The following is a 15,739-nucleotide window of genomic DNA, read 5'->3' as shown; positions in this document are numbered from 1 at the left end:
GTCGAGAAATCTCAGCTGGCGGCGGAGATCGGAAATTCTTCCTTCTCGGCTTCGATGCGGCCGCCGGCTGCGACGAATTGGTCGAGGGTCATATTGTCCAGAATGGCGGCGATCGCGTCCCGAACATCGGTCATCGAACGCCGCACCTGACAGGTTTCCGGGTCGGCGCAGTCGTCGCAGGCCTCGTAAGCCGTCCGGCTGGCACAGCGGATCGGCGCAAGCGGACCGTCGAGCGTGCGGATGACGTGTCCGATGCGGATTTCGGAAGCCGGGCGCGAGAGGGAATATCCCCCTCCGGGCCCCTTCTTCGAGCGCAGGATACCGACATTGCGCAGCTCGAGCAGGATCGTATCGAGAAACTTCTTCGGGATATTGTTGCGTGCCGCGACGTCATTGATGAAGGCGGTCTCTCCCGGCGCCAGACGCGCCAGATCGACCAGTGCCTTGAGGCCGTATTTTCCCTTCTTCGTCAGCATCGTCGTCGCCTTTGGAACCCGCAATATTTGCCCCTCAATAGCAGGCAAATAACGTCGAAAGCGTGAAGATACAACAAAATAGCTAATATTTATAGCTTGTATCGGCAACGTCTGCAGCCCGGCGGTCCTGCGGCGAGCCGGCTTGCTGTACTGCTCTTGTGACAACTTCGATCAAATCGTCTTCAGCATGCCGCCGTCGACGAAGTAAGTCGATCCGATGCAGTAGCTCGCACGCTCCGAACTCAGGAAGACGAAGACGTTTGCCAGTTCCTCGGGCGTGCCGAAGCGTTTGGAAGCGGCATGTTCGTTGGCGACGCTCTGCAGATAGCCTTCCCAGTTGCCGCCGCTTTCGGCCGTCAGCTGCTTGGCGGTCTTGATCCAGTCGGGCGTCAGGATCAGCCCGGCATTGACGCAGTTGACGCGGATATTGTCCTGGATGAGCTCGGTCGAGAGTGTCTTCGAAAACATCATCAGCGCCGATTTGCTGACATTGTAGATCGGTTCGTACCACAGCGGCTGGACGGCGCAGATCGAGGCATTGTGCAGGATCACCCCGCCGCCGCGTTTCTTCATCTGCGGCGCGATGCCGCGCGCAAGCCTGACGGCGGCCATCACATGCAGGTCCCAATAGGCCTGCCATTTCTCGTCCGGCGCCTCCATGACGGTCTCGTTCGATCCGGTGCCGGCATTGTTGATGAGGATATCGGCGCCGCCCTTTTCGGCAGCCGCCGCAATGATCGCCTCCGTTCCCTCAGCCGTCGCAACATCGGCGACGACGGCGGTGGCGCTGACGCCGAATTTCTCGGCAATGCGGGCAGCCTCTGCCTCCAGCCGATCGCCGCCGCGCGCCGCCAGCACGAGGTCCGCGCCCTCAGCCGCCAGCCCTTCGGCGATCGCCAGCCCGATGCCGACAGACGCGCCCGTTATGACGGCGATCTTTCCCTTCAAGCCTAGATCCATGTCTTCCTCCCGAAGCGGCCAGCGACCCCCGGCCCTAGATTAGGGGATGAGTGTTCCGCCAATGAATCCGGGCGTCAAGCACCCAAACGCCTCTTGCGGCGGGCTTCGTTCTATCGAAGCCTGCATCCGCACCGGGAGGAATTTTCATGCGACGTTATTCAGCCTGCATAGAATGGCTGTTCGCCGAACAGGGCGACAGCTTTCTCGATCGCATCCGCCGCGCTCATGCCGGCGGCCTGGCAGCGGTCGAATTCTGGCGCTGGACCGACAAGGATCTGGTTGCGATCGAGGCGGCGCTGAAGGAAACCGGTGTCGTCGTCACCAGCCTCGTCGCCGAACCGATGATCGCGTTGACCGATGCCGCCAACCGGCAGGCTTGGCTGAAAGGCCTTGGCGAATCCGTCACAGTTGCCAGGCGCCTCGGCGCCCCGGTGCTGATCGCCCAGGCCGGCGACGATCTCCTCGGCCGCAGCCGTGAAGAACAGCGCCGGGCGCTCACCGAAACCCTGAAAGCAGGCGCCGATATCCTCGAAGGCAGCGGTGTCCGCCTCGGCATAGAGCCGCTCAACACCCGCATCGATCATGTCGGCTATTTCCTCGATTCGACCCGCGAAGGCCTCGACATCGTCGATGACGTCGCCCGCCCCGAAATCGGCATCGTCTACGACATCTACCATTCCGCCGTGATGGACGAACGCACCGAAGAGGTGCTCGACGGCCGTCTCGACCGTGTTTTCCACGTCCATGTCGCCGACCATCCCGGCCGCAACGAACCGGGCTCCGGCGGCATAGACCTCGCCCATCGCCTCAATTGGATCTTCGCCAACGGCTATGCCGGCGCCGTCGGTCTCGAATACCGACCGACCAGATCCGGCGCGGACGCGGTCAGGGCCGCGATTGCCTCGCTCGGCGGCTAGGCCGAGCCGCCTTCTGCGAAGGCTTCAAGCTCCGGGTCGAATTCGACCTCGACGACATTGTTGAAAACGGCGGTCGCCAGCATGATGCCGGCAAACGCGACGAGATCGACGAGCGCCTTCGTCTCGTAGCGCTCTTTCAGCTTCGACCAGAGCTCGGCCGGAACTGCATTGGAATCGGTGACAACAGCCCTGCCGAAGGCGTCGAGCAGTGCTTCCGCCTGGGAAAGCTCCAGCGCATCGGGATCAAAACCTTTGTTGATGAGCGCCCGGCGAAAGAAGGTGATGGCGATCTTCGATTTCGCGGCCTTCGAGATCGCATGCGAGAAGATCCAGATCTCCCGGTCGCTGATCACGGGATCGAGCTCGGCCCGCAGCGTGAACCATTCGGCATAGATGCGGTGGGCGACCGGCGAATGGAGGAGCGTCCGCTTCATGTTGGTCATGCGTCCGCGCAGCCTGACTTCCTCGTCGTGCGCCGCCCGAACCTCTGGCGAGGCACTGTCGTAATCGATCTGTGGCAGGTGGCTCATCGGGTCCGCTCTTTCTGCTGCATCGAGGTAAATCCGCTTGGCCGCCGCGGTGCTCCCGCCTAGACTGATCCAATCAGTTGCGGAGGCTAGGCATGAGCGGCGACCACGAGCACTCTCACATCGACTGGCGCGAACACGGGGTCAAGGTCATTCCCGGCAATTCGCTCGATCCAAACACCGCGCAGACGCCAGGCATGAACCGCGCCACCGCGATCAACAATGCGCGCGCCGGCGCCGAGAAGATCTGGGCCGGTACGGTGACGATCCACGCCAATGCCAAGACCGGCGCCCACCATCACGGCGATCTCGAAAGCATCATCTACGTCGTCAAGGGCAAGGCCCGCATGCGCTGGGGCGAGCATCTGGAATATACCGCCGAGGCCGGCCCCGGCGATTTCATCTACGTTCCGCCCTATGTGCCGCACCAGGAGATCAACGCCAGCCGCGACGAGACGCTGGAATGCGTCCTCGTCCGCTCAGGCCAGGAACCGGTCGTGGTCAACCTGGATATCGAGCCGGTCGAACAACCGGAAGACGTCCCCTGGATCGATCCCATCCACCGTTGACGCCGCTCAGGCGTGAACGGCGCCGGCGCTGGTTACCGCCGGGCTCTCGATGATCCGGCCGGTATCGGCGGCATAGAGATGGATTGCATTGTAATCGATTGCGATGCCGATCGGAGCTCCCGACTTCACCGTCACGGCCTCGGTCAGCGCCACGGCAAAGGGCAGCCCGTCGAAGTCGGCATGAACGACGCGGCTTGCGCCGAGCTCCTCGATGAAATCGGCCGTCGCTACCAATGCGCCGGGTGCTTCCGGCGCCACCAGACGGGCGGCCTCGGCGCGCATACCGAGCACGACGCGTTTGCCCTTCAACGGTGCGGCGCGTTCGCGCGGCAACGCGATCTTCCGGCTCTGGTCGTAGACGAAGACGCCTTCATCGTTGATCGTGCCTTCAAGCAGGTTCATCGCCGGCGTGCCGACGAAACCGGCGACGAAGCGCGAGACCGGATGATGATAGACCTCTTCCGGCGTGCCGACCTGCTCCACCCTGCCGCCGTTCATCACCACCAGCCGGTCGGCCAGCGTCATGGCCTCGGTCTGATCATGTGTGACGAAGATCGAGGTGGCGCCGAGGCGGCGGTGAAGGCGGCGGATTTCGGCGCGCATGGCAATGCGCAGCTTCGCATCGAGGTTCGACAGCGGTTCGTCGAAGAGGAACACCTTCGGTTCGCGGATCATCGCGCGGCCCATGGCGACGCGCTGGCGCTGGCCGCCGGAAAGGGCGGCCGGGCGGCGCTCGAGAAAGGGTTCGAGGCTGAGCGCTTTGGCGACCTCAGCGATGCGCCGATTGCGCTCCGCCTTCGCCACACCTGCCACCTTCAAGGCATAGCCGATATTCTCGGCCACCGTCATATGCGGATAGAGCGCATAGTTCTGGAACACCATGGCGCAGCCGCGCTCGCGCGGTTCCAGTTGGTTGACGACCCGGCCGTCGATGGCAATTTCGCCGCCGCTGATTTCCTCCAGGCCGGCGATCATGCGCAAGAGCGTGGACTTGCCGCAACCGGACGGACCGAGGATGACGACGAATTCGCCCGACTGAATCTCCAGATCGACGCCATGAACGGCGGGATGTTTGCCGTAGCTCTTCTTCACATCACGGATTGAGATCGGTGCCACAGGACTGTTCCTTCACTTCTCGGTGGAGATGAGGCCGCGGACGAACCAGCGCTGCATCAGGATGACGAGCAACAGCGGCGGCGACATGATGATAAGGGTACCCGCCATGGCGACGTTCCAGTCGGGAAGACCGAATTCGGACGGGATCAGGGTTTTCAGCTGCGTCACTGCAATGCCGAAGTTCGGATCGGTGGTGATCAGAAGCGGCCAGAGATATTGGTTCCATGCCCACACGAACATGATCGTGAACAGTGCGATCATGTTCGGTCGCGACAGCGGCAATAGAATGTCCCAGAAGAACCGGACGGGGCCCGACCCATCCATCTTCGAAGCCTCGGCAAGCTCATCGGGAACCGTCAGGTAGAACTGCCGGTAGAGGAAGGTGCCGGTCGCGGTTGCGACCATCGGCAAGACAAGACCGGGATAGGAATTCAACAGGCCCCATTCGAGCTTGATCTGGATGCCGGTGATCTGAGCGACAAGCCAGCTGATGCCGAGGGCGTCCAGGATCGCCTGAAAGGGCTGTAGCGCGTTTGCCGCGATCGAATAGGTCGGAACGATGCGCACTTCCAGCGGCAGCATCAGCGTGATGAAGATGATCCAGAAGATCAGATGCCGGCCGCGGAAGCGGAAGTAGACGATCGAGAAGGCAGCCATGGCGGAAAGGATGACCTTGCCGGCGGCGACCGACGTGGCGAAGATGATGCTGTGAAGCAGCTTGTTGCCGAGATCCGCGCGCACCCAGGCTTCTTTTGCATTTTCCCAGAAATGCGAGCCCGGAGTGAGCGGCAGCGGAACGCGATTGACCGTCTCAAGATCGAGCGTCGATGCGATGATGACGATGACGAAAGGCAGAAGCGCGATCACCATGCCGAGAGCCAGAAGCGTATAGCAGATGAAGTTGAATATCGGCGTGCGTTCGATCATGTCAGCGACCTCACTTGTAGTGCACGCGCCGCTCGATGAAGCGGAACTGGAAAATGGTGAGAAGGACGACGAGCGCCATCAGGATGATCGACTGGGCGGCGGCGCCCGAATAATCGAGCCCCCTGAAGCCGTCGAAATAGATCTTGTAGACCATGAGTTCCGTTGCGCGGGCCGGACCGCCCTGTGTCATAACGTCGACGATCCCGAAGGAATCCTGGAAGCTTTCGGTGATGTTGATGACGAGCAGGAAAAACAAGGTCGGCGTCAAGAGCGGCAGCTGGAGGTCCCACATGCGGCGCAGCGGCCCGGATCCATCCATGGCGGCGGCTTCGATGAGGGAGCGGGGAATTCCCTGGAGAGCGGAGAGGAAAAAGATGAAGTTGTAGCCGATATATTTCCAGGAAAAGGCGATGATGACGGCGATCATCGCGTCCTTGCCGTCGAGCGCCGGGTTCCAGAGGCCGGGCCAGACGTGGTTGATGACGGAGAGAAGGCCGGCCTCCGGCGCCAGGATGAAGCGGAAGGCGAGGCCGAGCGCGGGCGCGGCGATCGCGTAGGGCCAGATGAATACCGACCGGTAGATTTTGTGGCCACGCAGTTCACGATCCGTCAAAAGCGCCAGGATGAGCGCCAGCCCCATGGCAATGATCGTCGAGCTGAAGGCGAAGACCATGCTGCGGGTGATCGATTCCCAATAGATCGGATCGCTGAGCAGCAGTTTGAAATTGTCGAAGCCGACCCAGGCATTGCCGCCGCCCCATGGCTGCTCGAGCGTGAACGCCCAATAGAGCGCCTGGGCGCTCGGCCAATAGAAGAAGACGAAGATCAGCAGCAGCATCGGAAACGCGAAGAGCAGTCCGATCATCGTCGAGGAGAAAGTGACGCGCTTTTCCATGGGTGGTCGTTTTCGCTCTGATTTCGTTTGGACGAGGGCGGCGAGTTCGCATCCGCATCTAACTGTGAAGAACTTACAAAGACGCACCCGGCGTGCGCAAGGCAGGCCGGGTGCGGCTCATATCGGACGATCAGGGAAGCTGAACGTTCTTGTAGGTCTGCTGGAAGCGGCGCAGGAGCTGGTTGCCGCGATCGGCAGCAGAGTCGAGCGAGGCCTGGACGTCGGCATTGTTGACGAAGATCGCCTGCAGGCTGTTGGCGATCTCGGTGCGGACCTGCAGCAGGCCGCCGAGACGGATGCCCTTCGCAGCAGCGTCGCCGGCCGGGGAAACGGTCAGGCTCTGAATGGCGAGTTCACGGCCGGCATAGGGAGCCTTGTCGTAGAAGCCCTGCTTCTTCAGATATTCGAAGCCCGAGTTACGGACCGGGATATAGCCGGTAACGGTCGACCAGGTGAGAGCTTCTTCCGGCTTTGCGATGAAGTTGAAGAAGGCAGCGGCGGCCTTGTATTCAGCGTCGGAATGACCTTTCAGGACCCAGAGCGAAGCGCCGCCGACATAGGAGCTGTGACGGGTTGCCTCCCCATAGGTCGGGAGCATGGCAACGCCCCAGTTCATGCCCTGCTTGGCGGTGCGGCCGATATTGCCGTGGTCGCCGACCGAGGTCAGGATGACCTGGCAATCGCCGGCGGCGAAGGCTTCGACGAAGGTCTGGCCGACGGCCTTGTTCTTGATGACGGCGAGCTTGTTGTCGTACCAGGACTTGAGGTCCTTGATGTAGCTGACGAGAAGCGGGTTCTTGTTGAAGACCAGCTCGGCGTCGAGGCCTTCGAAGCCGTTCTTCTTCGTGGCGATCGGTTCGCCGTTTACGGCTTCGAACTGCTCGATGTACTGCCAGACTTCATTGTTGGAGATGTCGAAGGCGAGCGGGCAGGCATAGCCGGCGTCCTTCAGAGCCTTGAAGTCTTCGCCCGCTTCCTTCCAGGTCGCCGGGGCGTGATCCTTGCCGATCTTGGCGAAGGCATCCTTGTTCCAGTAGAGCAGAGCGGTCGAGGAGTTGAAGGGGAAGGAATACATCTCGCCCTTCGATGTGGCGTAGTACCCGGCGATTCCCGAAAAGTAGTCGTTCCAGTCGACGGTGTAGCCCATGTCGGTCATCAGCTTGTTTGCCGGGTAGTAGGCGCCGGAGAGCATGATGTCGAGCGTGCCGGCGTCGGAAACTTGGGCGATTGTCGGCTGCTTGCCGGCGCGGAAGGCAGCAATGGTGTTCTGCAGGGAGGCGTCATAGCTGCCCTGGCTGGTGCAGACGACTTCGTAATCGGCCTGTGACTGGTTGAAGCGATCGCACTGTTCCTGGACACGCTTTGCGATGTCACCGGAATTGCCGAACCAGAAGTCAATCTTGGTCTTTTCGGCGGCGACAGCGGGGCCAGCAAGAAAGGCTGTAGCGAGAAGGGCGCCGACGGCGCCGAGAAGCTTGGCTTGCATGAGAACCTCGAACGTAAAAGGGACGCGCATTTCGAGCGCACGCCCATTTAGCTTGTTCAATTTGCCGCTGCCAATGAATATTACATGACATGAAATGTTCGAATTCTAGCTGTTATAAAAGTGACACACAATCGTTATTCGCGACTACCGGCGAAATGTCTGGAGAATATTATCGTAACCTACAAATATATTTGCAGTCGCGGCTATTTGTATTCGAATAACCCCAATTTACGCGTGTATGCAATATTTATCTATATTACAGGAAAGCGCCTCTATTCGTGCGGCCTATGGAGACGAAACTTTCAAAAAACATCACATTTATATCGTTGCACTGCTGTGCAACGCGAGGTTTCAGCCTTAAAATTACAGGGAATCCTTCAAAATTGCAGCAAAGCGCGGATCGAATGCACGGCTGATCGGTCCAGCGGCCGCTCCGAGCGCCACCGACCAGGGATCGGCCATGCCGGGCTGCAGGCGCGGCAGCGTCCGGCCGGGCCTTTCGGCGATCGAGGGCAGCAGCGGGCCGATCGCCGCAATCAAGCTGTTCACCAGCGCTTCCGGCGCGCTGCCGCAGAGGATCACAGTCTGCGGATCGAAGATCGTTTCGATCAGATGAATGCTCCAGCGCAAGTCTGCCGCCGCCGCCTCGATCCACGGCTCAATGCTTGGATCGCCCCTGGAGGCGAGATCGTTGATGCGAGCATGGAGATCGGGATCTGCCGGATCGCCCGATAGGTGCTGGTAGAGCGAGGCCAGCGAGGCACGGTGTTCGAGCGGCGTCGTTTTGCCGCCGGCAAAGAGCAGCGCCATTCCGATCTCGCCGGCATTGCCGTTGGCGCCGCGATAAAGCTCCCCGTTCAAGATGAGGCCAGCCCCTATGCCGTAGCCGACGAAGAGGCAGACGGCGTGGTCGACACCATGAGCGGCTCCCACCATTCGCTCGGCGGTCGCGGCCGCCGCCGCATCATTCTGAAGGCCGACATCGAGCCCGGTGCCGGCGCTCAGCGTTTCCATGAGCGGAAACTGCTGCCAGGCCTCCATCATCCAGGGATCATCGCCGCTGCCGTCCATCCCAAACGGGCCAGGCATGGCGACGCCGAGGCCGACCAGCCGTTTTTCCGACTGCTGGACGATGCCGGCGAGCTTGGAGCGCACGCCGGCGACGAGATCGAGAATGACCTTCGCTCCCGTCGACGGACCTCCTGTGGGCAAACCGGCTTCTGCGCGAACGAGAACGCTGCCGACGAGATCGACGGCAACCGCCCGCGTCACATGCCGGTCGATCTGCAGGCCGATCGCGAAGGCGCCTCCAGGCACCAGCCCATAGGGTGTCGAGGGCTGACCTCGGCCCTTGCGTACCGCCTCTTGCGAACTGACGAGACCATCACGCTCGAGCTCCTCGATGATGTTCGACACCGTCTGCTTGGTCAGCCGCGTCGCCCGCGCCAGATCGGCGCGCGAGAGCGCACCATTGATCCTCAAGGCATCGATCATCACGCGCCGGTTATGCGCACTGGTGCCTTCGTGATTGGTGCCGCTCTTGGCCCGGATTGGCCTGACGTCATTCATGTGCAATTGCCTCTTGACTCCAGTAGAATGTTGGCGAAGTAATAAGTCAAGACATTTGACTTAATAAGGGACCGGAGAGTTCCAGGGAACGCGGGAGGCCGCACAGGGCCTCCAACGACGCTCCGAGATGACGAACCGGCACGTTGCATTTCGCCCGTGCCTTCTCGAAAACCGATGGCGGAAAACCGCCCTCGGCCATGCGTAAATGTCAAAAACTGGAGGCTGCAATGCTGAAATCTCTTAACAAGACGCTTTTGGGTGCGGCCTTGATCGGTGCATCCTTTGCCCCGCATGCTTTCGCCGAAACGACACTGAATGCGCTTTTCATGGCGCAGGCCGCCTATAGCGAGGCCGATGTGCGCGCCATGACCGACGCCTTCGCCAAAGCGAACCCCGATATCAAGGTCAATCTCGAATTCGTCCCCTATGAAGGCCTGCACGATAAGACGGTTCTGGCGCAGGGCTCCGGGGGCGGTTACGACGTCGTTCTCTTCGACGTGATCTGGCCGGCCGAATACGCCACCAACAAGGTGCTGGTCGATGTCTCCTCCCGCATCACCGACGAGATGAAGAAGGGCGTGCTGCCGGGCGCCTGGACCACGGTGCAGTATGACGGCAAATACTACGGCATGCCGTGGATCCTCGACACCAAATACCTGTTCTACAACAAGGAGATCCTGGAGAAGGCCGGCATCAAGGCGCCGCCGAAAACCTGGGACGAGCTGGCCGAGCAGGCAAAGGCGATCAAGGACAAGGGCCTGCTCGCGACCCCGATCGCCTGGAGCTGGTCGCAGGCCGAAGCCGCCATCTGCGACTACACCACGCTCGTCAGCGCCTATGGCGGCGATTTCCTCAAGGACGGCAAGCCGGCCTTCCAGACCGGCGGCGGTCTCGATGCGCTGAAATACATGGTTGCGAGCTATACATCGGGCCTTACCAACCCGAACTCCAAGGAATTTCTGGAAGAGGACGTCCGCAAGGTCTTCCAGAACGGCGACGCCGCCTTCGCGCTGAACTGGACCTATATGTACAACATGGCCAACGACCCGAAGGACAGCAAGGTTGCGGGCAAGGTCGGCGTCGTGCCGGCACCCGGCGTTGCCGGCAAAAGCGAGGCCTCGGCCGTCAACGGCTCGATGGGCCTCGGCATCACCTCCGCCAGCCAGCATCCCGACGAGGCATGGAAGTACATTACCTTCATGACCTCGCAGGCCACGCAGAACGCCTATGCCAAGCTCAGCCTGCCGATTTGGGCATCCTCCTATGAGGACCCGGCCCTCACCAAGGGCCAGGAAGAGCTGATCTCCGCCGCCAAGGTCGGCCTCGCAGCCATGTATCCGCGCCCGACGACGCCGAAATATCACGAGCTCTCAACGGCGCTGCAGCAGGCGATCCAGGAATCTCTGCTCGGCCAGTCCACTCCCGAGGACGCACTGAAGTCGGCGGCCGAAAACAGCGGCCTCTGAGCGGCATGAACCCCGGGCGGCGTCCGCCGCCGCCCGGTCTCCAGAATTTATCAATGAAAAGGTCGCCTCGATGTCGGGCACTTGGCTGACAACCCGCGCGTGGCTACTGATGCTGCCGCTTCTGGTGGTGATGATCTCGGTAATCGGCTGGCCTCTGGTCGATACCGTCGGCCTCTCCTTCACCGATGCCAGGCTCGTCGGCACCGGAGGCAACTTCGTCGGCATCGACAACTACGCGAAGATGCTCTCCGGCTCGAATTTCCAGCGCACCCTTATCACCACCGCATGGTTCGCCATCGTCTCGGTCGCCGCCGAAATGGTGATCGGCGTCCTTGCCGCCCTGCTGCTGAACCAGCAATTCCGCGGCCGCACCGCTCTTCGCGCCCTGATGATCCTGCCCTGGGCACTGCCGACCGTCGTCAACGCCACGCTCTGGCGGCTGATCTACAACCCCGAATACGGTGCGCTGAACGCGGCGCTGACGCAGCTCGGCGTGCTAGACGCCTATCGCTCCTGGCTCGGCGAGCCGGGAACGGCGCTTGCAGCCCTGATCGTCGCCGACTGCTGGAAGAATTTTCCGCTGGTGGCGCTGATCGCGCTTGCCGCACTCCAGGCCGTGCCGCGCGACATCACCGCCGCCTCGCTCGTCGATGGCGCCGGCCCTTTCGCTCGCTTCCGCTTCGTCATCCTGCCCTATCTCGCCGGCCCGCTGATGGTGGCGCTGGTGCTGCGCACGATCGAGGCCTTCAAAGTTTTCGATATCATCTGGGTCATGACCCGAGGCGGTCCGGCCAACAGCACACGCACACTCTCCATCCTGGTCTATCAGGAGGCGTTCTCCTTTCAGCGGGCGGGCTCGGGAGCATCGCTGGCCTTGATCGTCACGCTGCTGGTGACGCTGCTGGCCGCCGGCTACGCGGTCCTTGTGCGCAAGACCGCCGGGAGTGCCGCCTGATGGAACGCCGGAGCCCGCTTTTCTCAGCTTTCATTCACCTCTCGGCGCTGCTGCTTGCCGCCGTCATCCTGGCGCCGATCCTGTGGCTCTTCATCATGAGCATCTCGCCGGCGGCCGATCTTGCCGCAAAGCCGCTGCGCTGGTGGCCGCAGGCGGTTGATTTCTCGCGATACCAGCTTCTGCTGTCGACGCTCGAAAACAGCGCCGGCGCCGCCTTCACCTCGTCGCTGCGCAACAGCATCGAGGTGGCGGGTATGGCGACGATCGCCGCCATCGCGCTCGCTATTCCCGCCGGCTGGGCAGTGTCGCGCACGCCTTCCGTTGGCTGGTCGCTGTCGATGGTGATTGCTACCTACATGCTGCCGCCGGTGGCGCTCGCCGTGCCGCTCTATATGGGCCTCTCCCATCTCGGCATGCTGAACAATGTCTTCGGTCTCGCCCTCGTCTATCTCAGCATCCTGGCGCCCTTCACCACCTGGCTGATGAAATCCGGCTTCGATTCCATCCCGCGCGAGATCGAATCCGCGGCGATGATCGACGGTGCCGGCCTGTTCCAAACGCTCCGGATCATCACATTGCCGCTCGCCGCCCCTGTAGTCGCGACCTCGGGCCTCTTCGCATTCCTGCTTGCGTGGGATGAATTCTTCTACGCGCTGCTCTTCACCTCGGACCAGCGCGCCAAGACGCTGACCGTCGCCATCGCCGATCTCGCGGGCGGCCGCGTCTCCGATTACGGACTGATCGCCACGGCAGGCGTGCTCGCCGCCCTGCCCCCCGTGCTGATCGGTCTCGTCATGCAACGCGCCCTGATTTCGGGGCTCACCAGCGGCGGCGTCAAGGGATGAACATGACAACAGGAAGAAACCGGCCCGCCGGGCTTGCGGCGATCGATCGCGAAATGGCCCGCCAGCACGCCGATGCGATCGCCTCCTATAAATCGGCCGAGCCCATGGCAGAAAGAGCCGCCGAGTCGCTTGAGAAAACCGGCCGCCTGCTCTTGCTCGGCATGGGCGGCTCGCATGCCGTCAACCGCGCCGTCGAACCGCTCTACCGAGCCCTTGGCATCGATGCCGTCGCCTTACCGCTCTCCGAGCAACTCGGCCAGCCGCTGCCGGTCGTCGGCCGGACGATCTTCGTCACCTCGCAATCAGGCGAAAGCGCCGAAGTTCTGCGCTGGTTCGATGAGACCGGCGCCACCGAGGAAACCTTTGGCCTGACACTGGAAGGCAGCTCCTTTCTCGCAAGAACCGCCCCGTCGCTGGTCGGCAGCGGCGGCACCGAGCTTGCCTTTGCCGCCACCCGCAGTCTGACGGTAACCTTCGCCCTGCATCTGGCAATCCTCGCCGCTCTCGGCGAAGATCCCACGGCCGCGCTTGCCATCCTCAAGGCGCCGGAAGACCACGACATCGCAGCCGCGCTCGCGGCACTCGAAAACGTCGCGACCGTCGTCACGTCGGGCCGCCGCCTGCAGGGTGTCGCAGAGGCATTGGCGCTTGGATTGACGGAGCTGTCGCGCCGTCCCTGCTTTTCTCTCGAGGGCGGCCAGCTCCGCCACGGCCCTATGGAAATGCTGGGACCGCAGATCGGCGTCGTGCTGTTCCGCGGTCTGGACGAGACGGCCGGCCTCGTAACGGCGATGGCCGCATCCGCCGTCGAGGCCGGCGCGCCCGTCATCCTGTTCGACGCATCGACCGAAGCTCCGGTCACCGGCGCGGTCACGATCCGCTTTACCCCGGCAACCGGCCTTGCCGCGATCTTCGCCATGCTGCCGGTCGCCCAACGGCTGATGATCGGCTTTGCCGAGGCCCGCGTGGACAATGCCGGAACACCCGTTCGATCCACAAAGATCACCCGGAGCGAATGAATGCGGCCGCTTGCAGTCATCGGCAACGTCAATGTCGACCTGATCCTCGGACCGGCCGCCCCCTGGCCGAAGGCCGGAACGGAAATCATCGTCGATCATGACGAGCTCAGGGTCGGCGGATCGGCAGGCAACAGCGCCCTCGCCTGGCAGGCGCTCGGGGTCGAATTCGAAATCGCCGCCAATATCGGCAGCGACCAGTTCGGCCGCTGGCTCGCCGAGGCCTTCGGCCACCGTTCCGAGATGTGGCCGGTGCGCCCTGAACAAACGACCCTCTCCGTCGGCATCACCCATCCCGACGGCGAACGCACCTTCTTCACGACGCGAGGCCACCTGCCGCGCTTCAGCCTCGCCGACGTGTTCGCCGTCATCGACGGCGCAAGGCTGCGCGGCGGTTACGCACTTCTCTGCGGCGGGTTCCTGACCGATGATCTGACCAGTCAATACGACGTCTTCTTCGACTGGGCCGAGAGCCATGATATCACCGTCGCACTCGACACCGGCTGGCCGCTCGACGGCTGGACTGAGCAGAATTGCACTGCAACACGCGCCTGGCTTGCTCGCAGCGGCATCGCACTGCTCAACGAGGTCGAGTCGACGACGCTTGCCGGCGTCGCCGATCCGGTCGAAGCCGCCCGGCACATCAGCTCGCATATGCCGAAAGGCGCCATCGTCGTCGTCAAACGCGGCCCCGATGGCGCAATCGCGATTGGGCCAGACGGCCAGCTGGTTTCGGTGGCAGCCCCCGTTGTCGCTGTCATCGATACGATCGGCGCCGGCGATGTCTTCAACGCCGCCTTCCTCGCAGCGCTGGCAAAGGACGAGCCTTTGATATCTTGCCTGAGAGCGGGAACCGAGGTCGCCTCGCGCGCCATCTCCACCCTTCCCCGCAGCTATGGCGCCCCGGCCTCACCTCAGGAGCCAAAGTCATGAGCGCGCTCGATATCCAAGATATCCGCAAAACCTACGGCGATGTCGAGACGCTGAAAGGCATCGATATTTCCCTGGAAAGTGGCGAATTCCTCGTGCTGCTCGGTTCCTCCGGCTGCGGCAAGTCGACTCTTCTGAACATCATCGCCGGCCTTGCCGAGGCAACGAGCGGTGACGTCAGGATCGGCGGCCGCTCGGTGCTGCGCGTACATCCGAAGGACCGCGACATCGCAATGGTCTTTCAATCCTATGCGCTCTATCCCAATCTGACGGTGCACAGGAACATCGGCTTCGGCCTGGAAATGCGCAAAGTTCCGGCGGGCGAACGCGACAGGGCCGTGCGCGATGCGGCTAAGCTCCTGCAGATCGAAAATCTGCTCGACCGCAAGCCGAGCCAACTGTCTGGCGGTCAGCGCCAGCGCGTCGCGATCGGCCGAGCACTGGTACGTAAGCCGGAGGTGTTCCTCTTCGACGAGCCGCTTTCCAATTTGGACGCCAAGCTGCGCATGGAAATGCGCACCGAGATCAAGCGGCTGCACCAGATGCTGAAGACCACCGTGGTCTATGTCACCCATGACCAGATCGAGGCGATGACGCTCGCGAGCCGCATCGCCGTCATGCGCGACGGCCGCATCGAGCAACTGGGCACGCCGGAAGAGATCTACAACAATCCGGCGACGCTCTATGTCGCGACCTTCGTCGGCGCACCGCCGATGAACCTGCTGAAGGTGACGGCGCGTGACGGCCGCTTGGGGCTTTCAGGTACCGATATCAGCGCACCCCTGCCCGCCCGTTTCCGCGGCGCAGCCGGCAACGGCCGCGATCTGATCCTCGGCATCCGTCCCGAGTCGCTTCGCACGGACGCCGCCGGCCCGTCGATCGAGGCGACCGTGGAGGTTGCCGAGTTGACCGGCCCGGAACTCGTCGTCACCGCCCTTGTGGGGAACCAGCGGCTTATGGCCTGCCTGCCGCCGCGCACGCCGGTCCGGGACGGCCAAAAGCTCACGCTCTTCTTCGACCAGGAAGCGATGCATCTGTTCGATGCGCAAACCGGTCTCAGTTGCCTTCGCGGGCAATAGAGGGAA

At 62.4% G+C, this 15,739-nt stretch carries 16 protein-coding genes; 8 read left to right on the top strand and 8 right to left on the bottom strand.

The window, feature by feature from the left end; translation table 11 throughout:
* Positions 1-11: 11 nt before the first annotated feature.
* Positions 12-476 (bottom strand): RrF2 family transcriptional regulator, encoded by a 465-nt coding sequence (locus tag GA0061105_RS22150; RefSeq protein ID WP_064697487.1) that lies wholly within the window; start codon positions 474-476, stop codon positions 12-14.
* Between the two features lie 171 nt (positions 477-647).
* The gene (locus GA0061105_RS22145) at positions 648-1,436 is read right to left on the bottom strand and encodes an SDR family NAD(P)-dependent oxidoreductase (protein ID WP_092752875.1); all 789 of its coding nucleotides are present in this window, start codon (positions 1,434-1,436) and stop codon (positions 648-650) included.
* 146 nt (positions 1,437-1,582) lie between these two features.
* Between GA0061105_RS22145 and GA0061105_RS22140 the strand changes: the two genes are divergently transcribed.
* The gene (locus GA0061105_RS22140; RefSeq protein WP_092752873.1) at positions 1,583-2,353 is read left to right on the top strand and encodes a TIM barrel protein; all 771 of its coding nucleotides are present in this window, start codon (positions 1,583-1,585) and stop codon (positions 2,351-2,353) included.
* Here GA0061105_RS22140 and GA0061105_RS22135 read toward each other — a convergent pair.
* Positions 2,350-2,883, bottom strand: coding sequence for a carboxymuconolactone decarboxylase family protein (locus GA0061105_RS22135; protein WP_064697484.1), 534 nt, complete (start codon positions 2,881-2,883; stop codon positions 2,350-2,352). The genes GA0061105_RS22140 and GA0061105_RS22135 overlap by 4 nt on opposite strands.
* Positions 2,884-2,975: 92 nt before the next feature.
* Here GA0061105_RS22135 and GA0061105_RS22130 point away from each other — a divergent pair, with 92 nt between their 5' ends.
* The gene (locus tag GA0061105_RS22130) at positions 2,976-3,449 is read left to right on the top strand and encodes a cupin domain-containing protein (RefSeq protein WP_092752872.1); all 474 of its coding nucleotides are present in this window, start codon (positions 2,976-2,978) and stop codon (positions 3,447-3,449) included.
* A gap of 6 nt (positions 3,450-3,455) precedes the next feature.
* Here GA0061105_RS22130 and GA0061105_RS22125 read toward each other — a convergent pair whose 3' ends face one another.
* The 5 genes from GA0061105_RS22125 to GA0061105_RS22105 form a co-directional block, all read right to left on the bottom strand.
* Positions 3,456-4,565, bottom strand: a complete 1,110-nt coding sequence (locus GA0061105_RS22125; protein ID WP_092752870.1) for a sn-glycerol-3-phosphate import ATP-binding protein UgpC — start codon at positions 4,563-4,565, stop codon at positions 3,456-3,458.
* Between the two features lie 12 nt (positions 4,566-4,577).
* On the bottom strand, positions 4,578-5,492 hold the full coding sequence (locus GA0061105_RS22120; RefSeq protein WP_064697481.1) for an ABC transporter permease subunit: 915 nt from the start codon (positions 5,490-5,492) through the stop codon (positions 4,578-4,580).
* A gap of 10 nt (positions 5,493-5,502) precedes the next feature.
* Complete coding sequence (locus tag GA0061105_RS22115; protein ID WP_064697480.1) at positions 5,503-6,387, bottom strand: carbohydrate ABC transporter permease; 885 nt, start codon at positions 6,385-6,387, stop codon at positions 5,503-5,505.
* A 130-nt stretch (positions 6,388-6,517) separates the two neighbouring features.
* Positions 6,518-7,873, bottom strand: a complete 1,356-nt coding sequence (locus GA0061105_RS22110; RefSeq protein ID WP_092753001.1) for an extracellular solute-binding protein — start codon at positions 7,871-7,873, stop codon at positions 6,518-6,520.
* 363 nt (positions 7,874-8,236) lie between these two features.
* A complete protein-coding gene (locus tag GA0061105_RS22105; RefSeq protein ID WP_064697479.1) occupies positions 8,237-9,442 on the bottom strand; it encodes an ROK family transcriptional regulator in 1,206 nt (401 codons plus the stop codon).
* Positions 9,443-9,669: 227 nt separating this feature from the next.
* Here GA0061105_RS22105 and GA0061105_RS22100 point away from each other — a divergent pair, with 227 nt between their 5' ends.
* From GA0061105_RS22100 to GA0061105_RS22075, 6 genes are all read left to right on the top strand, one after another.
* Positions 9,670-10,908: an extracellular solute-binding protein gene (locus tag GA0061105_RS22100; protein ID WP_092752868.1), complete on the top strand. Its 1,239-nt coding sequence runs from the start codon at positions 9,670-9,672 to the stop codon at positions 10,906-10,908.
* A 70-nt stretch (positions 10,909-10,978) separates the two neighbouring features.
* Positions 10,979-11,863: a carbohydrate ABC transporter permease gene (locus GA0061105_RS22095; protein WP_092752866.1), complete on the top strand. Its 885-nt coding sequence runs from the start codon at positions 10,979-10,981 to the stop codon at positions 11,861-11,863.
* Positions 11,863-12,708, top strand: a complete 846-nt coding sequence (locus GA0061105_RS22090) for a carbohydrate ABC transporter permease (protein WP_064697476.1) — start codon at positions 11,863-11,865, stop codon at positions 12,706-12,708. Before GA0061105_RS22095 ends, GA0061105_RS22090 begins: the two co-directional genes overlap by 1 nt.
* A complete protein-coding gene (locus GA0061105_RS22085) occupies positions 12,705-13,727 on the top strand; it encodes an SIS domain-containing protein (protein WP_092752864.1) in 1,023 nt (340 codons plus the stop codon). The genes GA0061105_RS22090 and GA0061105_RS22085 overlap by 4 nt, the downstream gene beginning before the upstream one ends.
* The gene (locus GA0061105_RS22080) at positions 13,728-14,657 is read left to right on the top strand and encodes a PfkB family carbohydrate kinase (RefSeq protein WP_092752863.1); all 930 of its coding nucleotides are present in this window, start codon (positions 13,728-13,730) and stop codon (positions 14,655-14,657) included.
* Positions 14,654-15,733 carry an ABC transporter ATP-binding protein gene (locus GA0061105_RS22075; protein ID WP_092752861.1) on the top strand — a complete coding sequence of 360 codons (1,080 nt, stop codon included), beginning with the start codon at positions 14,654-14,656 and terminating at the stop codon, positions 15,731-15,733. The genes GA0061105_RS22080 and GA0061105_RS22075 overlap by 4 nt, the downstream gene beginning before the upstream one ends.
* Positions 15,734-15,739 lie beyond the last annotated feature (6 nt).

Origin of the sequence: Rhizobium aethiopicum, from assembly GCF_900094625.1 — a bacterium.
In the GTDB taxonomy this organism is placed as follows: Bacteria; Pseudomonadota; Alphaproteobacteria; order Rhizobiales; family Rhizobiaceae; genus Rhizobium; species Rhizobium aethiopicum.
Note: the sequence above shows the minus strand (reverse complement) of the source record. Positions and strands in the feature narration are given on the sequence as shown.